23 protein-coding genes are annotated in these 24299 nt (G+C 63.9%); 9 read left to right on the top strand and 14 right to left on the bottom strand.

From position 1 onward, the window contains the following. Positions 1–30 precede the first annotated feature (30 nt). Positions 31–945 carry a LysR family transcriptional regulator gene (locus ACN6KF_RS31975; RefSeq protein ID WP_434960912.1) on the top strand — a complete coding sequence of 305 codons (915 nt, stop codon included), beginning with the start codon at positions 31–33 and terminating at the stop codon, positions 943–945. A gap of 45 nt (positions 946–990) precedes the next feature. Here ACN6KF_RS31975 and ACN6KF_RS31980 read toward each other — a convergent pair whose 3' ends face one another. Beyond that, a complete protein-coding gene (locus ACN6KF_RS31980) occupies positions 991–1893 on the bottom strand; it encodes a LysR family transcriptional regulator (protein WP_434960913.1) in 903 nt (300 codons plus the stop codon). 145 nt (positions 1894–2038) lie between these two features. On the opposite strand from ACN6KF_RS31980, the gene ACN6KF_RS31985 reads away from it, so the two are divergent. Further along, complete coding sequence (locus ACN6KF_RS31985; protein ID WP_434960914.1) at positions 2039–2887, top strand: alpha/beta fold hydrolase; 849 nt, start codon at positions 2039–2041, stop codon at positions 2885–2887. Between the two features lie 22 nt (positions 2888–2909). Here ACN6KF_RS31985 and pcaF read toward each other — a convergent pair whose 3' ends face one another. The 3 genes from pcaF to ACN6KF_RS32000 are packed head-to-tail and all read right to left on the bottom strand — an operon-like array spanning position 2910 to position 5512. Next, on the bottom strand, positions 2910–4109 hold the full coding sequence (gene pcaF, locus ACN6KF_RS31990) for a 3-oxoadipyl-CoA thiolase (RefSeq protein ID WP_434960915.1): 1200 nt from the start codon (positions 4107–4109) through the stop codon (positions 2910–2912). Position 4110: 1 nt separating this feature from the next. Further along, complete coding sequence (locus ACN6KF_RS31995; protein WP_434960916.1) at positions 4111–4779, bottom strand: 3-oxoacid CoA-transferase subunit B; 669 nt, start codon at positions 4777–4779, stop codon at positions 4111–4113. 1 nt (position 4780) lies between these two features. Further along, positions 4781–5512, bottom strand: coding sequence for a 3-oxoacid CoA-transferase subunit A (locus ACN6KF_RS32000; protein ID WP_434960917.1), 732 nt, complete (start codon positions 5510–5512; stop codon positions 4781–4783). Between the two features lie 121 nt (positions 5513–5633). On the opposite strand from ACN6KF_RS32000, the gene ACN6KF_RS32005 reads away from it, so the two are divergent. Continuing rightward, entirely contained in the window at positions 5634–6392 is a 759-nt protein-coding gene (locus tag ACN6KF_RS32005; RefSeq protein ID WP_434960918.1) for an IclR family transcriptional regulator domain-containing protein, read from the top strand. A 14-nt stretch (positions 6393–6406) separates the two neighbouring features. Here the strand turns inward: ACN6KF_RS32005 and ACN6KF_RS32010 are convergent, their stop codons facing one another. The 9 genes from ACN6KF_RS32010 to ACN6KF_RS32050 all read right to left on the bottom strand — a co-directional run bounded on the left by ACN6KF_RS32010 (position 6407) and on the right by ACN6KF_RS32050 (position 16403). Next, positions 6407–7129 (bottom strand): metallophosphoesterase family protein, encoded by a 723-nt coding sequence (locus ACN6KF_RS32010; RefSeq protein ID WP_434960919.1) that lies wholly within the window; start codon positions 7127–7129, stop codon positions 6407–6409. Further along, positions 7122–7955 carry a nucleotidyltransferase family protein gene (locus ACN6KF_RS32015; protein WP_434960920.1) on the bottom strand — a complete coding sequence of 278 codons (834 nt, stop codon included), beginning with the start codon at positions 7953–7955 and terminating at the stop codon, positions 7122–7124. Before ACN6KF_RS32015 ends, ACN6KF_RS32010 begins: the two co-directional genes overlap by 8 nt. 318 nt (positions 7956–8273) lie before the next feature. Continuing rightward, positions 8274–8747 carry a VOC family protein gene (locus ACN6KF_RS32020; RefSeq protein WP_434961357.1) on the bottom strand — a complete coding sequence of 158 codons (474 nt, stop codon included), beginning with the start codon at positions 8745–8747 and terminating at the stop codon, positions 8274–8276. Positions 8748–9004: 257 nt separating this feature from the next. Beyond that, the gene (locus ACN6KF_RS32025; RefSeq protein ID WP_434960921.1) at positions 9005–9955 is read right to left on the bottom strand and encodes an ABC transporter ATP-binding protein; all 951 of its coding nucleotides are present in this window, start codon (positions 9953–9955) and stop codon (positions 9005–9007) included. Then, positions 9952–11151 (bottom strand): amidohydrolase family protein, encoded by a 1200-nt coding sequence (locus tag ACN6KF_RS32030; protein WP_434960922.1) that lies wholly within the window; start codon positions 11149–11151, stop codon positions 9952–9954. Before ACN6KF_RS32030 ends, ACN6KF_RS32025 begins: the two co-directional genes overlap by 4 nt. 29 nt (positions 11152–11180) lie before the next feature. After that, positions 11181–12104, bottom strand: coding sequence for an ABC transporter permease (locus ACN6KF_RS32035; protein ID WP_434960923.1), 924 nt, complete (start codon positions 12102–12104; stop codon positions 11181–11183). After that, on the bottom strand, positions 12101–13066 hold the full coding sequence (locus ACN6KF_RS32040; RefSeq protein ID WP_434960924.1) for an ABC transporter permease: 966 nt from the start codon (positions 13064–13066) through the stop codon (positions 12101–12103). The genes ACN6KF_RS32035 and ACN6KF_RS32040 overlap by 4 nt, the downstream gene beginning before the upstream one ends. A gap of 492 nt (positions 13067–13558) precedes the next feature. Further along, complete coding sequence (locus tag ACN6KF_RS32045; RefSeq protein WP_434960925.1) at positions 13559–15130, bottom strand: ABC transporter substrate-binding protein; 1572 nt, start codon at positions 15128–15130, stop codon at positions 13559–13561. 283 nt (positions 15131–15413) lie between these two features. Further along, on the bottom strand, positions 15414–16403 hold the full coding sequence (locus tag ACN6KF_RS32050; protein ID WP_434960926.1) for an ABC transporter ATP-binding protein: 990 nt from the start codon (positions 16401–16403) through the stop codon (positions 15414–15416). A 220-nt stretch (positions 16404–16623) separates the two neighbouring features. Here ACN6KF_RS32050 and ACN6KF_RS32055 point away from each other — a divergent pair, with 220 nt between their 5' ends. Beyond that, positions 16624–17286, top strand: a complete 663-nt coding sequence (locus tag ACN6KF_RS32055; RefSeq protein ID WP_434960927.1) for a GntR family transcriptional regulator — start codon at positions 16624–16626, stop codon at positions 17284–17286. Here the strand turns inward: ACN6KF_RS32055 and ACN6KF_RS32060 are convergent. Beyond that, a complete protein-coding gene (locus ACN6KF_RS32060; protein ID WP_434960928.1) occupies positions 17233–18024 on the bottom strand; it encodes an aspartate/glutamate racemase family protein in 792 nt (263 codons plus the stop codon). The genes ACN6KF_RS32055 and ACN6KF_RS32060 overlap by 54 nt on opposite strands. A gap of 367 nt (positions 18025–18391) precedes the next feature. Here ACN6KF_RS32060 and ACN6KF_RS32065 point away from each other — a divergent pair, with 367 nt between their 5' ends. The 5 genes from ACN6KF_RS32065 to ACN6KF_RS32085 all read left to right on the top strand — a co-directional run bounded on the left by ACN6KF_RS32065 (position 18392) and on the right by ACN6KF_RS32085 (position 24297). Beyond that, on the top strand, positions 18392–19387 hold the full coding sequence (locus tag ACN6KF_RS32065) for an ABC transporter ATP-binding protein (RefSeq protein ID WP_434960929.1): 996 nt from the start codon (positions 18392–18394) through the stop codon (positions 19385–19387). Next, positions 19384–20367, top strand: coding sequence for an ATP-binding cassette domain-containing protein (locus ACN6KF_RS32070; RefSeq protein ID WP_434960930.1), 984 nt, complete (start codon positions 19384–19386; stop codon positions 20365–20367). The genes ACN6KF_RS32065 and ACN6KF_RS32070 overlap by 4 nt, the downstream gene beginning before the upstream one ends. Positions 20368–20417: 50 nt before the next feature. Further along, positions 20418–22061, top strand: coding sequence for an ABC transporter substrate-binding protein (locus tag ACN6KF_RS32075; RefSeq protein ID WP_434960931.1), 1644 nt, complete (start codon positions 20418–20420; stop codon positions 22059–22061). 336 nt (positions 22062–22397) lie between these two features. Then, complete coding sequence (locus ACN6KF_RS32080; protein ID WP_322432131.1) at positions 22398–23348, top strand: ABC transporter permease; 951 nt, start codon at positions 22398–22400, stop codon at positions 23346–23348. A gap of 7 nt (positions 23349–23355) precedes the next feature. After that, entirely contained in the window at positions 23356–24297 is a 942-nt protein-coding gene (locus ACN6KF_RS32085; protein WP_434960932.1) for an ABC transporter permease, read from the top strand. Positions 24298–24299 lie beyond the last annotated feature (2 nt).

Here is a 24299-nt window from a genome sequence, read left to right on the forward strand (position 1 = left end):
ATAATTTATTTGTATAATTGGGAGAGGATCGTGGAACTCGGCCAACTCCGGTGTTTCGCCATGGTGGCGGAGGAACTGCATTTCGGCCGGGCCGCGCAAAAGCTCGGCATGCTGCCGGCCTCATTGGGCCGGCATATCCGGCTTCTGGAGGAATCGCTGGGCACGCAATTGCTGCTGCGCACGACGCGCAATGTCGGCTTGACCAGCGAGGGCACAACGCTCCTGCCGCAGGCGCGCCAACTCCTCGAGCAATTCGACGGCATTGTGGCCCGCTTCAGGGCGATGGGCGGGAACTCGGCCAAACCGCTGAGGATCGGTGCGATCGACAGCGCCGCCGCCGGCCTCCTGCCGACGCTTCTCCAGGACCTTCGAGCTGTTCATCCGGACATGGCAACCCAGCTCATCGAGGACAAGACCATCCGGCTGCTACCAAGGCTGCTGTCCGGGCGCATCGATCTCGCCTTCATTCGCCCGCCCGATGCGGTGGACCACCGCATCAAGACCGTCCGGCTGTTTCACGAAACCGCGGTGGTGGCGATGTCGGTCCATCACCGCTTGGCGGAGCGGCCCCATGTCGCGATCCGCGAGCTCGAGGACGAGCCGCTCATCGTTCCGGAGCGCCGATCCCGCCCCCACAGCCACGACCTCACCATCAAGCTGTTCACCGAAGCCGGCCTGCAGGCCAGGATCGCGCAATTGGCGGATGAAAAGCAGACCATCGTCAATCTCGTGGCGGCGCGGATCGGTATTGCCATCGTCCCCCAATGGACCGCCCGCCTCGCGGTCAGCGGCGTCGTCTACGTGCCCCTTGCCATCGAGCCGGGCGCGATGACCAACAAGCTGCCGCTTTCAGTGGCCTGGCTGAAGGGCGCACGCGATCCGGCCAGGGACAGGATCCTGGAGGTTCTGAACCGGAACCTATCGCGATACGAGGAATCAGCCTGAAGCGTTTTGAATTTTGATGGAACCGTCAAGAATTGCGACAACGCTTTAGCTCGTCCACAAGGCAGGTGCGTGGACGCCGATATAGTCCCAAAGGCGGTTGGCGACGGGACCGTGCGGGCGATCACGCCGTCGCGCGGCGACCAACTCGGTTTCAACACCCGGAAAGGAGGCGCCGGCGATGGAGAGAAGGCGCCCATCCCGCAATTCCTGCTCGATCATGAAGCGCGGCAGATGTCCCCAGGCCATGCCGCGAAGGATGACCTCCTTCTTCATCGCGTGATCGGCGACCGTGCATTGCGGCGCCCCCTCCAAGACGTAGAAATTGACCTTCGCGGCCGCACGAACCGTATCGCGGATGATGCATTGGGTGAGCCCGCGCATTTGATCCGGTGAGATCCGGCGCGTGAGCTCGAACGGCAGAAACCGCGGGGCAACCACCGGCACGAACGACACCTTGCCCAGGTCGATCCATTCCAGGCGGGGATCGGCCTTTTCGACCCAATGCAGGATCAGATCGGCCTCATCCTCCAAAAGCCGTTCCGATGGGCCGCCGATCGTCTCGAAATGGAGGTCCAGTCGTGTCTGCGGGCATTGCGAGAAGAAACCGCCCAGCAGTTGCAGGCCTTCATGCAGGGGGCAGGTGTCGCCGAGAATGACGCGCACATGCGTCTCTTCGCCCATTGCGAGCTGGCGGGCATGTATGCGCAGCGCCTCCATTTCGCCGAGCAGAGACTGGGCCTTGCGGTGGAACGAGCGGCCGGCCTCGGTCAGGGTTACGCGATAGCCGCTGCGGTCGAGCAGGAGGACGCCGAGATTGGTCTCCAGCTTGGCGATCGCCGCGAATATCGCCGCATGCGAACGGTGGAGCGCGGCGGCCGCCGCCTGGAAGCCGCCTTCGCGGACCACGGCATCGAAGCACTGGATTTCCTGGAGCGTGAAGGCTTGCATTGCCAATTATTATTACAAAGATTGTAAAATCTTTTCAATTTTTATTGAAATTCTGCGGCCTTAATTTCGAAACGTCCAACGAGGAGCGCGGCTCTCGATCCCGGCGCTGCCGCCAGAAAGAGCACAGCATGAAAAGGTGCACGCTATGACCAACGCTATTGCCCGGCTGGCCACGCCGGATCCTGAGGAGCCGGCAACCCTGTCGTTCCTGACCACGGGAGACGGCGTCAAGATCGCCTACAAGGTGGACGGCCCGGAAGATCGCCCGGCTCTCATCCTGTCTAATTCCATTGGCACGACCCTGCATATGTGGGATCTGCAGATCCCGCAGCTGTCGAAACATTTTCGGGTCATTCGCTATGATTTTCGCGGCCACGGCGCCTCGGAGGTATCGCCCGGCGCCTATTCAGACGGCCGGCTCGGCCGCGACGTGCTCGAGCTGATGGATTGGCTCGGCATCGAGCGCGCGCATTTCCTCGGCCTATCCCTGGGCGGCTTCGTCGGCCAGTGGCTCGCCATCCATGCGCCGGAGCGCATCGAGCGCCTGGTGTTGAGCAACACGGCCGCCCATCTCGGCCCCGCAGCCTATTTCGACAAGGCCATCGCCGCCGTACTGGCCGCGCCGGATATGAAGGAGACTGCGGAAACCTTCATCGGCAACTGGTTTCCGAAGGCCATGATCGAGGCGAATGGGCCGGTCATTCGAACCTTCCGGGAGATGCTGCTGAACACCTCGCGGCAGGGTCTTGCCGGCAACTGGGCAGCAGTGCGCGATGCCGACCTACGCCGCCCCATCGCCCTGATCGCAGCCCCCACGCTGGTCATTGCCGGTGAGTTCGACACGGTCACCTCTCTCGGCAAGAGCGAAGAGATCGCCAACACCATCCCCGGCGCCCGGCTGAAGGTGCTGCCCGCCGTTCACCTCAGCAATATCGAGTTCCCGCAGGAGTTCGTGGCGGAGGTGCTGTCGTTCCTGCAAGTGGATGCGGCGTAATCGCGATTGGGAAAGGCGGGATTCACACGCGCTCGAGCGCGATGGCGATGCCTTGCCCGACGCCGATGCACATGGTCGAGAGCGAGCGCCTGCCGCCCTTGTGGGCCAATTCCAGCGCCGCCGTTCCGGTGATGCGAGCCCCGGACATGCCGAGCGGATGACCAAGCGCGATGGCGCCGCCATTCGGGTTCACACGCGGATCGTCATCGGCAATGCCGAGTTCGCGCAGTGTGGCAAGCCCCTGCGCGGCAAAGGCTTCGTTGAGTTCGATCACGTCGAAATCGCCCTGTGTCAGCCCCAGCCGCGTCATGAGCTTTTGCGAGGCCGGCGCCGGGCCGATCCCCATGATCCGCGGCGGCACGCCGGCCATCGCACCGCCCAGGACGCGGGCAATCGGGGCCAGGCCATGGGCTTTCGCCGCCGCTTCCGAGGCCAGGATCAGCGCGGCAGCGCCGTCATTCACGCCCGAAGCATTGCCCGCCGTGACCGAGCCCCCCTCGAACAGCGGCCTGAGCTTGGCGAGAGATTCCAGCGTGGTGGCACGGGGATGCTCGTCCCGGTCCATCACCACCGGATCGCCCTTGCGCTGTGGAATCGTGACCGGCACGATTTCCTGCGCCAGCCGCCCATTGGCCTGCGCAGAAGCGGCTTTTTGCTGCGAGGCCAGCGCCATGACGTCCTGCGCCTCGCGGGACACGCCGAAATCATCTGCGACGTTCTGGCCGGTCTGCGGCATGGAGTCGGTGCCATAGGCCTTGTGCATCGCCGGATTGACGAAACGCCAGCCGATGGTGGTGTCGTGGATTTCGGCATGGCGCGAAAAGGCGCTGTCCGCCTTGGGCATGACGAAGGGCGCGCGCGACATGGATTCGACGCCGCCGGCAATCATCAAACCGGCCTCGCCGGCCTTGATGGCACGGGCCGCGGCAAGGACGGCATCCATGCCCGAGCCGCAGAGCCGGTTGATGGTGGTGCCGGGAACCGTGAGAGGAAGCCCCGCCAGGAGAAGCGACATGCGGGCAACATTGCGATTGTCCTCACCTGCCTGATTGGCGCAGCCGAAGATCACGTCGTCGACATCGCGCCAGTCCACGCCAGCATTGCGGGCCATCAGTGCCTTCAGCGGCGCGGCACCGAGATCGTCGGCCCGAACCGACGCCAGCGCACCACCGAAACGGCCGATTGGGGTGCGGACATAGTCGCAGATGAAAACCTCGGTCATGTCATAGCTCCGGAACGACGAGATCGACAATCGGACCGGATACATGGAGCTGAGCCCCTGTCACGGCCTGCAATTGGCCGATTGAAAGAGAGGGCAATTTCTCGCGCAGCACGAACCGACCACCTTCGATGTCAACAACGGCGAGGCTGGTATAGACCCGGGTAACGCAGCCCACCCCGGTCAGCGGCAGGGTGCATCGTTCGAGCAGCTTGGGCTGGCCGTCCCTGGTCGCGTGATCGGTAATGACGGCGACGCGCTTTGCGCCATGCACCAGGTCCATGGCGCCACCGACGGCGGGCACACCCTTCGGCCCGGTCGACCAATTGGCGAGGTCACCGGTCTGGGCGACCTGATAGGCACCGAGGATGGCCACGTCGAGATGGCCGCCCCGTACCATGGCAAAGCTATCGGCATGGTGGAAGAAGGCAGCCCCCGGCTTCAGCGTCACCGCTTTCTTGCCCGCATTGATAAGATCCCAGTCTTCTTCCCCCTCTGCCGGGCTCTCGCCGAAGTTCAGGATACCGTTCTCGGTGTGAAAGATCGCCTCGCGCCCGGCAGGCTGATACTGGACCACCTTCTCGGGAAGACCGATACCGAGATTGACATAGGCGCCATCGGCGATGTCCTGCGCTGCGCGCCATGCAATCTGGTCGCTCGACAATCTGCTCATCTCAGGCCTCCAGCGGATAGGCGGCATTGGCGCGATTCAGGTCTTCTTCCTGATGCGGATGGGGCACTTCGACGATCTTCTGGACGAAGATGCCGGGGGTGACCACCGCCTCGGGATCGATCTCGCCCGCCGGCACGATGCGGCTGGCCTGCACGATGGTCACGGCCGCGGCCATGCACATCAGCGGGTTGAAGTTCCGCGCCGCCATCCGGTAGGTCAGATTGCCATAGGGATCGGCCAATTCGGCCTTCACCAGCGCGACATCGGCCTTGAGCCAGCGCTCGCGCACATAGGAACGTCCCTCGAATTCCGCCACCGGCTTGCCCGCCGCCAGATCGGTGCCGAAGCTGGTTGGCGTATAGAAGGCAGGTATGCCGGCGCCGGCGGCGCGGATGCGTTCAGCCAGCGTGCCTTGCGGCACGAGTTCCAGCTCGATCTCGCCGGCAAGGTAAAGCTGCGTGAACACCACCGGATCCGCCGAGCGCGGGAAGGAGCAGATCAGCTTGCGCACCATGCCCGCCTCGATCAGCGCGGCGAGACCGACATGCCCGTTGCCGGCATTGTTGTTCACCACCGTCAGGTCCCTGGGATGCCCCGTGGCGCGATAGCGGTCGATCAGTGTATGGATCAGCTCGATCGGCGAACCGGCGCCGCCGAAGCCTCCGATCATCACGGTCGTTCCGTCCTCGATCTCAGCCACGGCGCTGGCGAGGTTCGCGACTGTCTTGTCCATCTCAATCCATCCATGGGCCGAACGCGATCTGGAGGCGCAGGATTAAGCGCGATAACGCATTCCGTAAATCCAATTTGTGCGATATGATATTATTTGTTGACATATCGCACAAAGGAAACGGATGGCGATCAGCGAACGCGACATCATGGGAGGGTTGGCCAAAGGACTGGCGGTGATCGAGACCTTCACCGCCGAGCGCCCGCGCCAATCCATTGCCGAAGTCTCGGCCGCCTCGGGATTGGACCGGGCCACGGCCCGGCGCTGCCTGCTGACGCTCGCTTATCAGGGCTATGCCGATTACGACGGCAAATTCTTCACCCTGACGCCGCGCATCCTGCGGCTCGGCACGGCCTGCCTCGCGACCATGCCGCTGCCGCAGATCGTGCAGCCGATGCTGGACAGACTGGCAGAAGAGATCGGGGAAAGCTCGTCGGTCTGCATCCTCGACGGCAGCGAGATCGTCTATGTCGCCCGCGCCGCACAGAGAAAGGTGATGTCGGTGGTGCTGATGCCCGGCTCGCGCCTACCGGCCTATTGCACCTCGATGGGGCGGGTGCTGCTCGCCGGCCTGCCGGAATCGGAAGCACGGGCGATACTGGGTACGGATACGCTGCCGGCGCGCACCTCGCGCACACTGACCGATCCCGAGGCTGTCGTCGCCGAACTGGTGCGGGTCAGGGCCCAGGGCTATGCCGCCATCGACCAGGAGGTGGAGGAAGGATTGCGCTCCGTTGCGGTGCCTCTCTTGAATGTACGCGGCCGCGTGATCGCGGCGCTCAACACCGGCCTGCCGGCTTCCGGCCCGGTGGCGGATCTGACCAGCCGCTATTTGCCGGCCCTGCTGGCCGTGCAGGCGCAACTGAAACCGATCCTGCGATAGAGGTACCGTCGCATTCAGATCTCGAGCAACGCGTAGGGCCGGCCCGTCGGCTTTTCGATATGGGCAGCCACATTGTAGACGGGCGCGCCTCGCGGCGTCTTGCCCTGATAGGCACCACGATGGGCATGGCCATGGACCACGGCGCTGACCTCGAAGCGATCGATGGTTTCGGCGAGCCGCGAGGAACCCAGGAAGGGATAGATTTCAGGGGGTTCGCCGGCGACCGTCTCGACGATGGGGGCGTAGTGAAGCACTACCACCGCCCGATCGGCGCGAACCTGCCGCATGGCATTTTCCAGGCGCATCGCCTGGTCGATGCCCTCGGCCACCATGGCCTTGATGGCGGGCTCGCCGAACGAGCTCAGCATGAAGCGCCCGAAGCCACCTGCAAATCCCTTCACACCGACGAAGCCGACACCTTCGATCTCGACATGACGGCCGTCGAGCAGATGCACCTTTGCCGCTTCCAGAATGGCAGCCAGCCTGTCCGTCTCACCTCCCTCATAGTCGTGATTGCCGAGCACGGCGACCACGGGAATGCTGCAGGCGGTGAGGTCAGCGGCAAGATGCTCGGCCTGTTTCGGCTTGCCGAGATCGGTGAGGTCGCCGGCCAGCACCAGCACATCCGCCGCCTCCGAAATCTCCTTGAAGAGATCGCGGTAGGACTCTTCCGGCGTATCCTTGACATGCAGGTCGGCCAGGGCAGCCACCTTGATGCTTTTTGGCCTGTCATTCATCGCTTCTGTGTCCCTTGGAAGCGCGGCGGTCCCCCTCACCGCCCACATCGGCAAACCCCCATTCCTTGACGTCGATCTCAAAGTCTATGCGTGAATACATGCGGCCCCGGCAGATCTTCATCTGTGGGGGCGGCAATTGCCGCTGTGCAGCGAGCCGCTCGAGTAATTCCGTCAACAGCCAGGCCGGAACGACGTCGCGCTCTGATGGATAGATCCAGCGGAAATTGAGCAGGTGCATCAGGAGCACCTCCCAATGCACCTCCATATGCGCAAGCAGGCGCTGCCAGTCGATCTGCGCATGCGTCTTGAGGATGAGATGGACCACGTCGGCGCCGTCATAGCGATGGCGCATCTGCACGAAACATTTGGACCAGATGAGATCGGTCGGTCCGACGATGCCGACCTTGCAATCATAAAGATGGATCCGGCGTCCCTGCTCGAACCAGTCGTCTCCCACCGGCATCGTGCCGTTCGGCGAGGCAAAAATGACGTCGAAGAACTTCTTGCCCTTGAAAACCTTGCCGAGCCAGCGATCATCCTCGATCTCGACGGCATAGTTCTCGGCCTGGAAATAGGCGAGCAGGCGCTGGGCATCCCCCGCCTTGCAGAAAATGTCCAGATCCTTGGTCAGGCGGGTGATGCCGGTATAGGCGCTGACGGCAAAGGTGCCGGCCACCAGAAACGGAACATCGCAGGCAGCCAGGTCGTGGATGGCCTGTTGCACGAAGCTCTCTGCTTCGTCGTCGTGCAGCAATGGCTCGGCCATGGCCTGCATCAGGTGCGACCGCTTTGCCTTGCCTGTCTGTTTCTTGCGGCTTGTCGCCATCCCCACCGCCTTTGCCCGCTCGAAGCATTGATCCTCCCTGTTGGAACCGACGTTGAACAACTTGGTTCCGAAGTGATCACGTCCGGTGAGCATTCGATCGCGCCGCAGCCGCAATCGAAGGGCTTGCCTGCCAGCCGCAGCGGTTACCCCGGGCTTCGCCGCGCGAGGGTGAAGTGGATGGCACAGTGATGGCAATGTTGCGACCACCACCGACACCGTGCAAGTGGCCTTGCAATGCATCGACCGGATGTCCGAGGCCGCCCTGGTCTCCCAGGGAGCGACCTCATCGATCCCGACGCTGCCGAATTGGCGGCATCGTCAGCCCCGACGAGCCGCCTCGATCGCCGCGACATCGATCTTCCTCATCGCCATCATCGCGTCGAACGCGCGTTTTGCTTCCGCACCGCCGGCGGCTATCGCCTCGGTCAAGGCGCGGGGCGTGATCTGCCAGGAGATGCCCCATTTGTCCTTGCACCAGCCGCACGCACTTTCCTGGCCGCCATTGCCGACGATGGCGTTCCAGTAACGGTCGGTCTCCTCTTGGTCATCCGTGGCGATCTGGAAGGAAAAGGCCTCGCTATGCTTGAACGCCGGCCCGCCATTGAGGCCAAGACAGGGGATGCCGGCAACGGTGAATTCGACCGTCAGTACATCGCCCTCCTTGCCCGACGGGTAGTCGCCGGGAGCGCGATGGACGGCATGCACGTTGCTGTCAGGAAAGGTCTCGGCATAGAAGCGGGCCGCAGCCTCGGCGTCCTTGTCGTACCACACGCAGATCGTGTTCTTGGCAATCGCCATTGCTTGTCCTTTCGCTTTCAAAGCCAATGGAGCTTCTGACGGACTCGCGGTGGTTCGCAGTCGGCCTGAGCACCGCACCATGACCATAGAATGCGTTGCCGCCGCACAACGTTCCGACAGCTACGCCCAAAAAGTCAATGTTGGTGCAGGCACTTGTTGTTCGAAGTCACTGCTCGCGGGGGCACTGCCTCTGCAGGATGGCTGGGCAAAGACGGTTCGATGAGGGCAGCGGCGCAGCTACCGGACTTCCATCATGCTGCGTGGCAGGCGACACGCACGTCACCCTCGACCGTCCGCATCTCGGGCCGTTCGCGCTTGCACATCTCCATCACCAGCGGACAACGCGGGTGGAAGGCGCAGCCCGAAGGGGGATTGAGCGGGCTGGGCAGATCCCCGGCCAGGGGCGCGCGATCCCGGTTGGGATTTTCGATATCGGGGATCGTCTCCAGCAGCAGCCGCGTATAGGGATGGCGCGGCATGTCGAACACGGTGCGGCCCGGCCCCTCCTCCACCAGGCGGCCGAGATACATCACACCGATGCGGTCGGTGAGAAAGCGCACCACCGACAGATTGTGGCTGATGAACAGATAGGTCAGGCCGAGGCGCTGCTGCAGGTCCTTGAGCAGGTTGAGCACCTGCGCCTGGACGGAGACGTCAAGGGCGGAGGTCGGCTCGTCCAGCAGCAGCAATTCGGCCTCGGCGGCAAGGGCGCGGGCGATGGAGATGCGCTGGCGCTGGCCGCCGGAAAACTCATGCGGATATTTGGTGCCGTCACCGGGCGCCATCCCGACGGTCGCCAGGAGTTCGCCGACCCGGCGCCGGCGCTCGGCGCCCGGCAGATGCCGCATCGGCTCGGCGATGCTGCGGCCGATGCGCCAGCGCGGATTGAGGCTGCCGACCGGATCCTGGAACACCATCTGCAACCGCACCGCCTTGCCACCGGCGCCGACGAAGTCGATACGACCCGCGCTCGGCGCATCGAGACCGGCGATAAGGCGGGTGATGGTGGACTTGCCGCAGCCCGACTCGCCCACGATCGAAAAGGTGGTGCCACGCTCAATCCAAAAGCTCACGCCATCGACGGCCCGGACCAGCTTGCGGCCGGCGCGCGTGACCACACGCTGCAGGAAGGGCGCCGAGACGTCGAAGGTCTTGGAGAGATCGGCGACCTCGACCAGCGGGCTGGCGTTGTCCTGCTTCATGGCGCCTCGCTATCGATCCATTGATTGTCGGCGGCCACGACACGGCCCCGCTTCACCACGAGCGCGCGCGGCGGGCGATCCACCAGGATCTGCGCCAGGTTCTCGCCCTCGATCAGCACGAGGCTGCCTTCGCAGCCTGCCTCGAGCCCATAGCCTTCCAGCCCGAGCAGGTCGGCACCGCGGCGCGTGCCCATGTCGAGCGCCCTGAGCAGCTCGCCATCGGTGCGGCAATGGGTGCGGTAGGCCAGGAGCCAGCAACGGTCGAGCATGTCGCCATCGCCATGCGGGTTCCAGGTATCGCGCAGCGAATCGGAGGCAACGGCACAGCGCACCCCGCGCGCCGCGAGCTCGAACATCGGCGGGAAGCCAATCTCGCCCGGTACGGCGGAAATGATGCCGATCCCCGCTTCGGCCAGCACGTCGATCATGCGCTGCACCTTGTGCGCCGGGCCGTCGCCGAGGCAGAAGGCGTGGCTGACGACGACGCGGCCCTGCATGCCGAGAGCGCGCGTGCGCTCGGCGATCATGCCGAGCTCGAACAGGCCCAGTTCCCCTGGCTCATGCAGGTGGATGTCGATCTTGGCGCCCTTGCGGCTAGCGATGTCGAAGATGGTGTCGAGATGTCCCTTCGGATCAGCGTCGATGGTGGCCGGGTCAATGCCACCGATGACCGAGGCGCCCTCGTCCAGCGCAGCCTCCATCAGATCCGCGGTACCGGGATCGATCATCAGGCCGGTCTGGGGGAAGGCGACCAGTTCCAGGCCGACGGCATGCTTCACCTTCTGCCAGGCCTCCAGCACGCCGTGCAGATTGTCGAGCCTGTAGGCGGTGGAGATATCGACATGGCTGCGGATATGGGTCGAGCCCATCTCCACGCAGCGCCGCATCAGATTGCCGGCGCGCTCGGGCACGCCCCAGGGCAGCTCCTTGCGGATGGCGACCTCATTGTCGATCATGGCCCGCAAGGAGGGCGGCACATTGATGCTGTGCCAAGGCAGGCCCCACAGGATCTTGTCGAGATGGACGTGGGCTTCGACGAAAGGCGCGATGGCGATGGCCCCCTTGCCCTCCACCTGCGGCACGCCTTCGGGCCGGGCCAGGTCGCGGCCGACGGCGGCGATCTTGCCGCCGCGGATCAGGATGTCAGCGCTTTCCTTGGCATCCGGGCGGACATTGGTGAGAAGCAGATCGGTCATTTCAGGGCCCATGATCGACAAAACAGGGATCAACGAAGACGAGGATTGAGGACATCGCGCAACCAGTCGCCGACGATGTTGACGGAGAGGACGAGCAGCACCAGCGCGGCCCCCGGGAACAGGGAGATCCACCATTCGCCCGACAGCAGGAGATCGTTGCCGGCGCGGATGAGCGTACCGAGCGAGGGCTGGGAAGGCGGCATGCCCAGGCCAAGGAAGGACAGGATTGCCTCGGTGAGGATGGCGACGCCCAGCCCGAGCGTAGCGAGCACCAGCACCGGCCCGATCGTGTTGGGCAGGATATGCGAGAGCACGATGCGAAGGCTGGATACCTTGCTGATGCGCGCCGCGGCCACATAGTCTTTCTGGCGCTCGATCATGGTGGCGGCCCGCACCGTGCGTGCGAACTGTACCCAGTCGGCGACGCCGATGGCGAGGATGACGACATAGAAGCGCATGTCTTCGCGCAACGCCGCCGGCATCACGATCTTGGCGACCCCATCGATGAAGAAAGCGATCATGATGGTTGGAAAGGAGAGCTGCACATCGGCAAGGCGCATGATGAGGGCATCGATCCAGCCCCCGAAATAACCGGCCAGCAAGCCGAGGGTCACCCCGATGGTAACCGAGAACAGCACGGCCGCGGCGCCGACCAGGATCGATATGCGCATGCCGTAGAAGATGGCCGACAGAATGTCCCTGCCCTGCTCGTCGGTGCCGAGTAGGTAGCGGACGCTCCCGCCTTCCGACCAGACGGGGGGCAGGCGTGCATCCATGATGTCGAGCGTGGCCGGATCGAAGGGATCATGCGGCGCGATCAGGTTGGCGGCCACGGCGCACAGGATCAGCAGGCCGAGGATGAAGGTGGCGATGATGACCGCGGGCGAAGTGCGAAAACGCCAGGCGAGTTCGCTGGTGGCCATGGTCCGGACGATGGCGGCAAACTGGCTCATTTCACCCTCAATCTCGGATCGACCAGGAGATAGGTCAGGTCGACGATCAGGTTGATCAGCACGAAGCTGAAACCGACGAAGGCGAGATAGGCTGCCATCACCGGAAAATCCGCAAACTCGATCGCCTGCAGGATCAGGAGACCCATGCCGGGCCATTGGAACACCGCCTCGACCACGATGGCGAAGGCGATCAGCGAGCCGATTTGCAGGCCGACGATGGTGATCACCGGCAACAAGCTGTTGCGCAGGCCATGGGTGAGATGAACAGCCCGGTCCGACAGGCCGCGGGCCCGGGCGAACTTGATGAAATCGGAGCGCAGCACCTCCAACATCTCGCCGCGGATCAGGCGCATGATCATCGAGACCTGGAAGACGGCGAGTGTGATGGTGGGCATGATCAGGGCCTTGAGGCCGCTCACCGTGAGGAAACCGGTGGTCCACCAGCCGATCCGCACCGTGTCGCCGCGCCCGAAGGCCGACAGCCAGCGCAGCTCCACCGAAAAGACCAGGATCAGCAGCATGCCGATCAGGAACTGCGGCATGGAAATGCCGAGGAGCGAGCCCATCTGGAACAGGCGGCTCAACCATCCGCGCGGCCTCAGCGCCGTATAGACCCCCATGGGAATGCCGACCACCAAGGCGGTCAGGGTCGCCGCGAAGACCAGTTCCAGCGTCGCCGGCAAGCGGGTGAGGATGAGATCGAGCACGGGCTGCCGGTTGCGGTAGGAGACGCCGAAATCACCAACCACCGCCCGTTCGATGAAACGCCAGAATTGCACGATCGTCGGCTGGTCGAGGCCGAGGGCAGCCCGCAATTCCTCGCGCTGGGCCAGGGTGGCATTGACGCCGAGTACATTGTTGACGGGGTCGCCGAGGAAATTGAAGATGCAGAAGGACAACCCGGTAACGACCAGCATGACCAGGATGACGCTGGTGAGGCGGGTTGCGAGCATGGAGATCATGAGGGTCTCTCGATCCCTGGCGCATTTTCCAGAAGAGACGAAGGAGTCTCCGGTCGAGAAAGTGCGTCAAAACAAGAAGTTGAGCAATGGCTACGACTCAACGGCAATGCCCCTCGGTTTGTGCTGCCCCTCACCCATACCCTCTCCCCGTATGAACGGGGCGAGGAGGCACGAGCGTTGCGATTGATCTTCAATCCCTTCATCTCGCCCGACGGGCGGGCGAGATGGCGTGCCGCCGGCATGAAACTCGCCGCCAAAGCCCCCTCGCCCCGTTCTTACGGGGAGAGGGTATGGGTGAGGGGCTGAGCGACCTCATCAGAGTGAATAAGCTGAAATGCGGTCACACCCCACGGGACCTGCGGAGGGGCGGTGGGAGAAACCGCCCCTCCGTTTGCGCATGACGCCGGACAGTTTCGGGGGACCCGGAGAAAACATCATGCGGCAAGCGAAGACTGAGGGCATGGCGTCGCCGGCACAGGCCGGCTCGCAGCCCTAGTTCATGGTGTAGTACCAGAAGCGCGTATACTCGTCGGCGGGCACGACGGCATTGACCTTGTCGCTCATGCCCCAGGTCAGGAACTGCTGGTGCAGCATGATCTTGCCGACTTCGTCGCGATGGATCTTCACCACTTCCGAGATCATGGCCTGGCGCTTGGCCGGGTCGTATTCGGTGCCGATCTGTTCGATCAGCTTGTCCACCTTGGGGTTGGAATAGCCCTTGGGGTTCCAGGTGCCCAGATCGCCGGTAGGCGTATGGATCGTCGCCGACATGATGTTGTAGGCGTCGATCGAGGGCAGGCCGGCCCAGCCCAGCATGTAGAAGGAATATTTGCCGGCGGGCAGCTCGGTGTCGGTCTGGACCGGCGTGTGCATGGTCAACTGCACCTTGATGCCGATCTTTGCGAGCATGCCGACGGTGGCCTGGCAGATCCTTTCGTCATTGATGAAGGAACCGGCCGGGCAATCCATCGGCAGGGTAAAGCCCTTGGCATAACCCGCTTCCGCCAGCAACGCCTTGGCGGCGGCGACGTCATAGGGGAAGCGCACGTCCAGGCTGGCATCGTAGTAGGGAAGCTCGGGCGCGAGCGGCACGGCCGTCGGGCGCGAATTGCCGCGCATGATGCTGCGCTTGATGCCGTCGATGTCGATGGCCTGGTAGATCGCCTTGCGCACCCTGACATCGGCGAGCGGATTGCCCTCGACGCCGCTGCCCGGCAATGTCTTGCTCTGCTGGTCCATGCCAAAGAAGATCGAGCGCAGGTGCGGCGCGCGCATGATCTTCATGCCGGGAGTGGATGCGATGCGGTCCACATCCTGGGGCGGTGCATTGCGGATGAAGTCGACCTCGCCCGACAAGAGGGCGGCGACGCGGGTGGCGGCATTGGTGATCGGCGTATAGACGATCTCGTCGAGATTGTGCTGCGGCTTGTCCCACCAGTCCTCGTTCTTGACCAGCACGGTGCGTATGTCGGGCTGGCGCGAGGCCAGCTTGAACGGCCCGGTGCCGATGCCCTGGGTGGTCATGGCGCCGCCGGTGTTGGAGGACAGGTCGATCGGCTTGGTGGCACCGACCGATTCCTGGAATTTCTTGTCCAGGATGTACCAGCCGGCGAAATCGTTGAGCAGCAGCGCATATTTGCGCTTGAGTGTCACCTCGACGGTGTGATCGTCGACCTTGGTAATCTTGGCGATCGGCTCGAGCAGGCCGGCGAAGGGAGAGCCCGGCGCGCCCGCCCGTTCGAAGGAGAAGATCACGTCGTCGGCGGTGAAGGGGTCGCCATTGTGGAACTTGACACCCTTGCGCAGGTGGAACCGCCACTCGGTGTCCGAAACCGCCTCCCAGCTCTCGGCCAAAGCCGGCTCGAGCTTGAGGTCGCGGTTCCAGCGCACCAATCCTTCATAGACATTGCTGAGCAGGCTGAGCGTGAAGTCGTCCCGCGCCGCATGCGGGTCCATGGAACTGATTTCCTGGGCTTCAGCGAAACGCAGCGTCTTGGCGCTGGCCGCTCCGGTGGCCAGCGCGGCGCACGAGGCGATCAGCAGGATCTTCAAATAGGTCTTCACGGCCATCTCCCGGTTAAACGGTCCTTCGTCGGCGGTCACGACGGCGCGGCTTTATTTTTGTCTCGCGCTTCGCCACCAAGCGATCGGCTGCGTTCCGAATGGCTGGTGACACCGTTCTTCGCAGACGATCCATTCCCCTGCCCGTATCCAGTTCGGGCATTTCGATCATTCCATAAGCGGCACCAGCCGTCTACAAATTTGTACTATAACAAGTATACAATATTGTATGGCAGTGTTGGAGACGAGTTTACCCGGCGCGGGAGATGCCGCGCCCGCGTGATCGTCAGAGCGCTGTACCGCCTTGATGCAAGAAACAAGCCGCCGCGGTGGCGCCTGCAATGGCGAGCCGGGGACTCTCGGCCTGGCAGCGCGGACCGCTCTGCCGGCAGCGCGGGTGGAAGGCGCAGCCCTTGGGCCAACTGCCCAGACGCGGCATCGCCCCGTCGATCTGCGCCAGGCGCTCGACCTGCCGGTTGAGTGATGGGATCGAAGCCATCAGACCGGCCGCATAGGGATGGTTGGGCCGATGCACCACCGCTTCCACCGGGCCGATCTCGACCACTCGCCCGGCATACATCACCGCCACGCGGTCGGCGATCTCGGCAATCACCCCCATGTCATGGGTAACCAACATGATGGCGGTGTTCTTCTCTCGTGCCAGGCGCTTGAGCAAGGCCAGGATCTGGGCCTGAATCGAAACGTCGAGCGCCGTCGTCGGTTCGTCGGCGATGATCAGCTCGGGCTCCCCCGCCAGCGCCAGGGCAATGACGATGCGCTGGCGCATGCCGCCGGAGAATTGATGCGGATATTGTTCGAAACGATTGACGGGGTCGGCGATGCCGACTTCGGTGAGAAGGCGAATCGCCCGCTGGCGCGCTCCCTCGCGATTCAGATCGGGAAAATGCGTGCGGATGGTCTCGGTCAGCTGCCGCCCCACGGTGAACAAGGGGTCGAGGCTGGTCAACGGGTCCTGGAAAATGGCGCCGATCCGCCGGCCGCGGATCTGGCGCTGGCGGTGCGGAGGCAGGTTGTCGATGCGCTCCCCGCTCAGGCGGATGCTGCCCGCCGCGATGCGGCCCGGCGCCTGCAAAAGCCCGATCAGGGCGCTGCCGGTCATCGACTTTCCTGCACCCGATTCGCCGACCACGCCGAGGATCTCGCCCTGGACGATGTCGAAGGAGACATTGTCGATGGCGACCAGCGTGCCCATGCGTGTCGGGAACTCGATACGCAGATCCCGGACCTCCAGCACGGCCGGAGGCAACGTCGTCATCCCATCTGTTTCACTGTGTGCACTGGTCATGCCGCCTCACAATCCGGGTGCCGCCGCCTGGTTGCGGCCACCATGACAGGGGTTGTTTCCAACTCGGCAATATACAATGTAGAATACACTTGGTTTCCTCCGTTGAGTCAAATTGCAAGGCCACATCATGCCCCCATCGTCCGGGCCTCAAACGAAGCAAGCGCCTGTCGCCCCCAGGCGCCGCGGACGGGTGGACGAACGGATCCATTCGGAGATCTATTCGGCCATCATCAATCATCAGCTTCGACCGGCCACGCCGCTCCAGGAGGATGCCCTGGCCACCGCCTTCGGCGTCAGCCGCACGCTGATCCGCAAGGTCCTGCAGCAGCTTTCCCATGAAAAACTGGTCGAGCTCATCCCCAACAAGGGGGCGATCGTGGCCCGCCCCTCGGTGGAGGAAGCACGTCAGGTTTTCGAGGCTCGGCGCGAGATCGAGTGCATCCTGATCCGGCGCCTGGCCGCGACCATCACCGATGCGGAGATCACTCGCCTGCGGGCCGCGGTGGAAGCAGAGGCCCGGGCCCAGGAGCAAGGCGACAAGCGCCGGCGGCTGCAACTGTCGGGAGACTTTCATCGCGAACTTGCCTCCATGGCCGGCAATGACGTTCTCAAGGATTTCGTGCATGAACTCGTGTCGCGCTCCTCGCTGGTGATCGCGCTTTACGAATCTCCCGGTGCGGTTCCCTGCGCCTATGACGAACACAAGCGCATCGTCGATGCCCTGGCCAAGCGCGATGCGCAGGATGCCGCCCGCAACATGGAGCACCATCTGCGCCATGTCGAAGCCCAGGTAGACCTGTCAGACGTTCCGGCCCGCATCGACTTCAAGTCGCTCTTCCGACCGCTGGGCTGATACGCGCCAGCCGGCTGGCGCGTAGGCGGCCAACTTGCCGGCATAGGGCTTGGCGAGGGGATAAGCGAGGTCGCCATGCTTGGAGGTTTTGAGGCCCATGCCGACCAGGGCCTCGGCGAATTTGACCGCGGCGCAGACGCCGTCGATCACCGGGATCTGTAACCTGTCCTCGAGAAAATCGGCCAGGCCGGCCATGCCGGCGCAGCCGAGCACGATCGCCCCGGCCTTGTCCTCCTCCAGCGCCATCTGGCACTCGGCCAGGATGATGTCGCGAGCCCGCGTGCCCGGCTGCTCGAGTTCGAGTACCGGCAGTTCCGTCGCCCGCACGCGGCGGCAGTGATTGTGCATGCCGTAGTTGCGCACCAAATGCTCGGCGATGATGCGCGTGCGCTCCAGCGTGGTGACGACGGAAAAGCCGGTGGCCACGAAAGCGGCCGCATGCATGGCCGCTTCCGCAATGCCGATCACCGGCGCGTCCGTGATTTCGCGCGCCGCCAGCAGGCCCGGATCGCCGAAGCAGGCGATCACATAGGCGTCCGCGGGCGGCCCGTCGCGAATCTCGTCGACGAGGCCGATCACGCTCATGGCTTCGTCGAAATGCCCTTCGATCGAGGCCGCTCCGGAACGAGAAGTCGAGGCGACGATCTCCGTGCCGGGCGCAGCCACGGCGCAGGCGCTGATACGCATCGCCTCGGTCATCGACGCCGTGGTGTTGGGATTGATGAGCTTGATGCGCATGGAGTTCCTCGGACGGGGTGACGCATTTTGTTCTTAATATTGTATACGATATTGTATCTTTATGTGATTTCCCGCAGGCGTCAATGGCAATGATGGGGAACGATACCGTCGTGCCATCCAGCCCTTCTGGGTTGAGGATCAGGATCGATCAGGCCCGAAGGAACCCTTTCACGAAGCGCATCAACTCAATCACCCCTCCTGGCAGGCCTGACCGGCACGCTTGCTGTTCATATTGACGGAATGTGGTGACGTTGCCCGACGGCCGGATGCAATGCCATCGCAGATTGAATTTCATTGTTGACACATTATTGTATACATGTGACGTTCCAGATCGTATCCGACAGAACCGCCTGCAAGGGAGATGTCGATGGATCGCGATACCAGGCCCATCCTCAGGGTGCGCAATCTCAAGACCGGGTTTGCCACGCCGGCAGGCACGGTGGTGGCAGTCGACGGGGTCGACTTCGACCTCCATCGCAACGAGATTCTCGCGATCATCGGCGAATCCGGCTCGGGCAAGACCGTGACCGCGCTCTCGCTGATCCGTCTGATCACCTCGCCACCCGGGCGCTATCTCGGCGGATCGATCGAGATCGGCGGGCGCGACCTCCTCACTCTCGACGAGGCGGCGATGGAGACGGTTCGCGGCAAGACCATCGGCATGATCTTCCAGAACCCGCGCGCCTCGCTCGATCCTTCCTTCACCATCGAATCCCAGCTCGTCGAGACGCTGATGCGCCACGATCCGGCCCTCGGCCGCAAAGGCGCCCGCGCCGCGGCTGCCAAGGCGCTCCAGGAGGTCGGCTTTCCCGACATCGCGCGCGTGCTGGCAAGCTACCCCCACCAGCTCAGCGGCGGCATGTGCCAGCGCATCGGCCTCGCCATGGTGCTGGCCTGCAAGCCGGAACTCCTCATCGCCGACGAACCCACGACGGCGCTCGATGTCGGTGTCCAGGCCAAGATCCTGCTGCTGCTCAAGAAACGCAGCCGCGAGACCGGCCTGCCCATCGTCATCATCACCCACGATATCGGCGTGGTGCGCGCCATCGCCACCCGCGTCCTCGTGATGTATGGCGGCCATGTCCAGGAGGCCGGCGACATCGATGAGGTCCTGTCCGAGCCGCTGCACCCCTATACCAAGGCCCTCATCCGCTCCATTCCCGATCCGGACGCCCGTTCGGACGCCATGACCTTCATCAAGGGCGAACCGCCAAACCTGTTGGCACCGCCGCCCGGCTGCCGCTTCGCGCCGCGCTGTGATCAGGCGATCGGGCTGTGCCATCAGAAGCTGCCGGACTGGCGCGCCGCCGGCCCGGGTCGGATGGTGCGCTGCCACCTCGCCGCTGCGGGAGCAACCCAATGACGCGCCCTGCCCTGATCGAGGTGCGTTCCGTCAACAAGACCTTCTCCGTCAGCAAGGGCGGCCTGCTGCGCCGGCCCGCCGCGAGCACCAAGGCGGTCAACGATGTCAGCCTGACCATCGCCAAGGGCGAGATCCTCGGCTGCGTCGGCGGCTCGGGCTCGGGCAAGTCGACGCTCGGGCGCATCATCCTGCGCCTGATCGAGCCTGACAGCGGCGAGATACGCTATGATGGAACCGATCTGCGGGCCCTCTCGCGCGAGCAGATGCGCCACTATCGCCGCCGGCTGCAGATCGTCTTCCAGGACCCGCTGCAATCGCTCAACCCGCGGCGCACGGTGGCCGAGAACATCGCCCGGCCCCTGCTCAATTTCGGCATTTCCGGCGCGGCGGCCAGCCGGCGCGTCGACGAACTGCTCGAACTCGTCGGCCTCGATCCGCGCCAATCCTATCGCTATCCGCACGAATATAGCGGCGGCCAGTGCCAGCGCATCGCCATCGCCCGCGCCCTGGCGCTCGAACCCGAGTTCCTGTTCCTGGACGAACCGGTTTCGGCGCTCGACGTCTCGATCCAGGCCCAGATTCTCAATCTCCTGGCGGAGCTGAGAAAGAAGCTCGATCTCACCTTCCTGTTCGTTTCCCACGACCTGAAGATCGTCAAGCAGTTCTGCGACCGCACCATGGTGATGTATCGCGGCTGCGTGCTCGAACAGGGCACCAGCGAGGAAGTCTATGCCGAGCCGTTGCACCCCTTCACCCGCGACTTCCTCGGAACCGTGCTGCATCTGCGCAAGGATTCGCGCTGGGAACAGGCGGCCGAGCGAGCCGAGGATCTGGAAGGAACCGCGGGCCTTATGGGAGCGGGCTGCATCTATGCCGGCAATTGCGCCGAGCGCTTCGAGCCCTGCACCCGATCGGCACCCACGCTGACGGCCATCGCCGGCGAAAGGAAAGTGGCCTGCTTCCGCCACGGCGGGCCCTGAACGTCAAAACACCATCCCAACGACAATGAAAAATCACGAGGGGAACCATCATGACGAAAGAGCATCGCACCGAACGAACGGGACCGCGCAGGTCCTGGAGCGGCCTGCTGCGCGCGGGCGTGACGGCCGCCGCGCTGATTGCCGGCGCCTTTGCCGCCTTCGACGCGCCGCCGGCGCTTGCGGCCGGCAACACCATCACTTTCGCGGTGGAATCGGATTTCAGCCGCCTCGACCCCCACGCCTCGCGCACCTGGAACACCTTCAAGGTCGTGCGCCATCTGTTCGAAACTTTCGTCGAGGAGGATCTTACCAAGGGCCCCGACGTCGCGCCCAAGATCGTGCCGGCGCTGGCCGAGAGCTGGGACGTCTCGGCCGATGGCAAGAGCTATACCTTCCATCTGCGCAAGGGCGTCCAGTTCCATGACGGTACGCCCTGGAACGCGCAGGCGGCCAAGTTCAATCTCGACCGCATGACGGACAAGAATTTCAAATATTTCCAGCCCGTCTCCCCCGGCCTGATGGGCTGGATGTGGCAGGACCTCGCCGGCTATGAGGTGGTCGACGACACCACCTTCAAGATCAATCTCAAGCAGCCGAATGCCGAGTTCCTGCGCCGGATGGCCGCCGGCGGCTCGGGTGCGCCGCGCATGATCAGCCCCACCGCCGTCGAGACCTATGGCAACGACAAGATCGAGCAGCATCCCATCGGCACCGGTCCCTTCAAATTCGTGGAACGAGTGGTGGGCGAGAAACTCGTCATCGCCCGTAACGACAATTACTGGGATCCAACGCGCAAGCCCAAGGCGGATCAGATCATCTTCAGAGGCATTCCCGAGGTCTCCACGCGCGAATTGGCGCTGGCCGGCGGCGAAGTGGACGTGATAGGCACGCCTTCCCCCGATTTTCTCGATTTCCTCAAGCAGCAGGGCATCCAGATCATCTCCGGCCAGAGCCCGATGATTTATGTGCTGTGGCTCAACCACAAGGACGAGCATTTCAAGGATGTACGCGTGCGCAAGGCCGCCTGCATGGCGATCAACCGCGACGACATGGCCAAATATCAGCGCAAGGGCCTGGCCCGTCCAGCCTATGGCGTACTCAATCCCGGCGGTCCAGGCTTCGATCCCGCCTATAAGGACTGCAACTACGACCCCGAAGGCGCCAAGAAGCTGCTGGCCGAAGCCGGCTACCCCAACGGCTTCACCACAAGGATGGACTGGACCTTCGGTGCCGGCGCCGACGTGAATACCAAGGGCGACGCCGAGTGGCTGCAGCGCGATTTCGAGAAGATCGGCATCAAGGCAAGCATCGAGATGTTCGACAACAACACCTTCTGGGAGATGATGTCGAAGGGAATGCGCGAGGGCACCGGCCTGACATCGGCCTCCTGGGGCGAAAGCACCTTTGCCTGGCTCGACCAGATGATAACCACCACCGCTTTGCCGCCGAACTGCTGCAATTCGGGCTACTACAACAACCCCAAGATCGACACCCTCTTGTCGCAGGCCCGCGGTGCCGCCACGACGGAGGCCATGGACAAGAAGCTGCACGAGGTGCGCGATGCCATCGCCAACGACATGGCTTTCACCTCCTATTACACGGCCGATTCCGTCTATGCGGCCCGGCCCGAAGTGAAAGGTTTCGTGCTGGCGCCGCAGCACTGGTTCGACCTCACCGGCATCACCAAGCAGTAGCAACACCCCTCGTCCAGTCGCCCCCGCTGAGATTTTGGTGTTCGTGCATCGACGCCGAGACGAGCAAAGCGCAACGATCCCTCCCCGGTTTCGGGGAGGTCGCACACACAACTTGTGTGTGCTGGGGCCGGCAAAGCCGGCTCGGGGGGGGATAGCGTGGCGCTTAGGACGACCAGTTGGTCCACGTCGCACCACGCTCCCCCATCCGCCGGTGCCGCACACCGGCGCCTTCCCCGAAGTCCGGGAGGGATCTCAGCGCTCCATCTGTTCGGGTTGAGATGCGTGAATCCGAAGGCTCGATGGGGACGGCCAGATGCACCAATGAAGGGCTTTGCCATGTCCATCTTCGCTTTTGCCGGCAATCGGCTTCTCTATGCCATTCCGGTGCTGCTTGGCGTGACACTGGTGGTTTTCCTGTCGCTCCAGCTCATTCCCGGTGATATCGCCCTGACACTGCTCGGGCGCATGGCCACCGAAGCGCAGCTCGAAGCCTTGCGCCAGCGCCTCGGTCTCGACCAGCCGCTGATCCTGCAATATCTGCGCTGGCTGTGGAATCTCCTGCATGGCGACATCGGCAATTCCGTCTCGCAGCAATTGCCGGTGCTGCAGATCCTGCTGCCCAAGATCCTCAACTCGCTCATCTTGATGGCCGGCAGCCTCGTGATCGTGCTGGCCTGCGGCTTCGGGCTCAGCGTGCTCTCGGCGCCGCGTTTCCGCACCTTCACCGACAAGTCGGTGGTGGCTCTCACCTTGGTGCTGGCCTCGCTGCCGGTGTTCTGGCTCGGCATCGTGCTGCTCTATTTCTTCGGCTTCAAATGGAAGCTCTTCCCCATCTCCGGCATGTACAACATGATCGATCCCGGCGGCCTCGGGCAGTTGCTCCATCATATGGTGCTGCCGGCGATCGCGACCGCGGCCTCCTCGATCGCCGTCGTCACCCGCGTCACCCGTTCGCGCATGCTCGATGTCCTCGGCCAGCCTTATATCCTGGCCGCCCGCGCCCGCGGCCTCAGCCGCCGGCAGATCGTGCTGCGCCACGGCGTGCGTAACACCCTGCCGACCTTCGCCAGCATCGGCGGCCTGCAGATCGGCTATCTGTTCGGTGGCGTCATCTTCACCGAGATCATCTTCAACTGGCCCGGCGTCGGCCAACTCCTGTTCGACGCCATCATGCAGCGCGACGTGCCGGTGATCCAGGGCTGCGTGCTCGCGGTCGCCATCGTCTTCGTCCTCGGCAATCTGATCTCGGACGTCATCGTCCACGCCCTCGATCCCAAGCAACGGTGAGGCTGCCATGACCGCGGTCCCTTCCCTGGCGCCGGCCAGCAAGCTTTCGCCGCAGCGCCGCGGCAATCTCTATTTCGTCTGGCGCGGCGTACTCGGCGATCCCGTCGCCCGCATCGCCGCCGGCATCATCATCGTGCTGGTCCTCACGGCGATCTTCGCGCCTCTTCTCGCCCCGTTCCCGCCCAACGAAGCCAATCCGGCCCTGCGGCTTCGCCCGCCTGGCACGCCGGGCCATCTGCTGGGGCTCGACCAGCAGGGCCGGGACATCCTTTCGCGCCTGATCTACGGCGCGCGCCTCACCTTGATCTCAGGCGTCATCCCCGTATTCCTGGGGGCGGCCATCTCGATCCCACTCGGCCTCATCGGCGCCTGGTATCCCCGGCTCGGCGAGGTGATCATGCGCCTGATGGACGTGCTGTTCGCCTTCCCCATGGCGCTGCTCGCCATCATGCTCGCGGCGCTGATGGGCCCCGGCCTCGTCAACATGATGATCGCCCTGGTGGTGACTTTGGTGCCCTATAACACCCGGGTGGTCTATGCCGCGGCCCGCCAGGAGCGCGACCTTGCCTATGTCGAGGCCTCGCGCGCCATGGCCACGCCCGATCTCAAGATCCTGTTCGTGGAAATGCTGCCGAACGTGGTGGCCGCCTCCGTCGTCTATAGCTGCACCATCGTCGGCGCGGTGGTGATCACCGCCGCCGGCCTGAGCTTCCTCGGCCTCGGCGTGCAGCCCCCGATCGCCGAATGGGGCATCATGACGAGCGAAGGCCGCAGCTTTGTGTTCGTGGCGCCCCATATCGCCGCCATTCCGGGCCTCGCCATCACCATCCTGGTCATGGCGTTCAACCTGCTCGGCGATTCCCTGCGCGACTCGCTCGATCCCAGGACGCGTCTCCAGTTGGTCAAGCACCGGGCCGATCCGGCCGGTGGCCAGGACAGGGAGCGGTGAGG

It is taken from the genome of Labrys methylaminiphilus subsp. lupini (assembly GCF_051161885.1).
In the GTDB taxonomy this organism is placed as follows: Bacteria; Pseudomonadota; Alphaproteobacteria; order Rhizobiales; family Labraceae; genus Labrys.

What these genes read in the sequence shown, in the direction of transcription:
- ACN6KF_RS32000 (WP_434960917.1), bottom strand. Translation starts at nt 5,512, where the DNA reads ATGGACAAGACAGTCGCGAACCTCGCCAGCGCCGTGGCTGAGATCGAG.
- ACN6KF_RS32070 (WP_434960930.1), top strand. Translation starts at nt 19,384, where the DNA reads ATGACGCGCCCTGCCCTGATCGAGGTGCGTTCCGTCAACAAGACCTTC.
- pcaF (WP_434960915.1), bottom strand. Translation starts at nt 4,109, where the DNA reads ATGACCGAGGTTTTCATCTGCGACTATGTCCGCACCCCAATCGGCCGT.
- ACN6KF_RS31985 (WP_434960914.1), top strand. Translation starts at nt 2,039, where the DNA reads ATGACCAACGCTATTGCCCGGCTGGCCACGCCGGATCCTGAGGAGCCG.
- ACN6KF_RS32015 (WP_434960920.1), bottom strand. Translation starts at nt 7,955, where the DNA reads ATGGCGACAAGCCGCAAGAAACAGACAGGCAAGGCAAAGCGGTCGCAC.
- ACN6KF_RS32065 (WP_434960929.1), top strand. Translation starts at nt 18,392, where the DNA reads ATGGATCGCGATACCAGGCCCATCCTCAGGGTGCGCAATCTCAAGACC.
- ACN6KF_RS32075 (WP_434960931.1), top strand. Translation starts at nt 20,418, where the DNA reads ATGACGAAAGAGCATCGCACCGAACGAACGGGACCGCGCAGGTCCTGG.
- ACN6KF_RS32010 (WP_434960919.1), bottom strand. Translation starts at nt 7,129, where the DNA reads ATGAATGACAGGCCAAAAAGCATCAAGGTGGCTGCCCTGGCCGACCTG.
- ACN6KF_RS31980 (WP_434960913.1), bottom strand. Translation starts at nt 1,893, where the DNA reads ATGCAAGCCTTCACGCTCCAGGAAATCCAGTGCTTCGATGCCGTGGTC.
- ACN6KF_RS32050 (WP_434960926.1), bottom strand. Translation starts at nt 16,403, where the DNA reads ATGACGACGTTGCCTCCGGCCGTGCTGGAGGTCCGGGATCTGCGTATC.
- ACN6KF_RS32030 (WP_434960922.1), bottom strand. Translation starts at nt 11,151, where the DNA reads ATGACCGATCTGCTTCTCACCAATGTCCGCCCGGATGCCAAGGAAAGC.
- ACN6KF_RS32005 (WP_434960918.1), top strand. Translation starts at nt 5,634, where the DNA reads ATGGCGATCAGCGAACGCGACATCATGGGAGGGTTGGCCAAAGGACTG.
- ACN6KF_RS32060 (WP_434960928.1), bottom strand. Translation starts at nt 18,024, where the DNA reads ATGCGCATCAAGCTCATCAATCCCAACACCACGGCGTCGATGACCGAG.
- ACN6KF_RS32040 (WP_434960924.1), bottom strand. Translation starts at nt 13,066, where the DNA reads ATGATCTCCATGCTCGCAACCCGCCTCACCAGCGTCATCCTGGTCATG.
- ACN6KF_RS32035 (WP_434960923.1), bottom strand. Translation starts at nt 12,104, where the DNA reads ATGAGCCAGTTTGCCGCCATCGTCCGGACCATGGCCACCAGCGAACTC.
- ACN6KF_RS32085 (WP_434960932.1), top strand. Translation starts at nt 23,356, where the DNA reads ATGACCGCGGTCCCTTCCCTGGCGCCGGCCAGCAAGCTTTCGCCGCAG.
- ACN6KF_RS32025 (WP_434960921.1), bottom strand. Translation starts at nt 9,955, where the DNA reads ATGAAGCAGGACAACGCCAGCCCGCTGGTCGAGGTCGCCGATCTCTCC.
- ACN6KF_RS31995 (WP_434960916.1), bottom strand. Translation starts at nt 4,779, where the DNA reads ATGAGCAGATTGTCGAGCGACCAGATTGCATGGCGCGCAGCGCAGGAC.
- ACN6KF_RS32080 (WP_322432131.1), top strand. Translation starts at nt 22,398, where the DNA reads ATGTCCATCTTCGCTTTTGCCGGCAATCGGCTTCTCTATGCCATTCCG.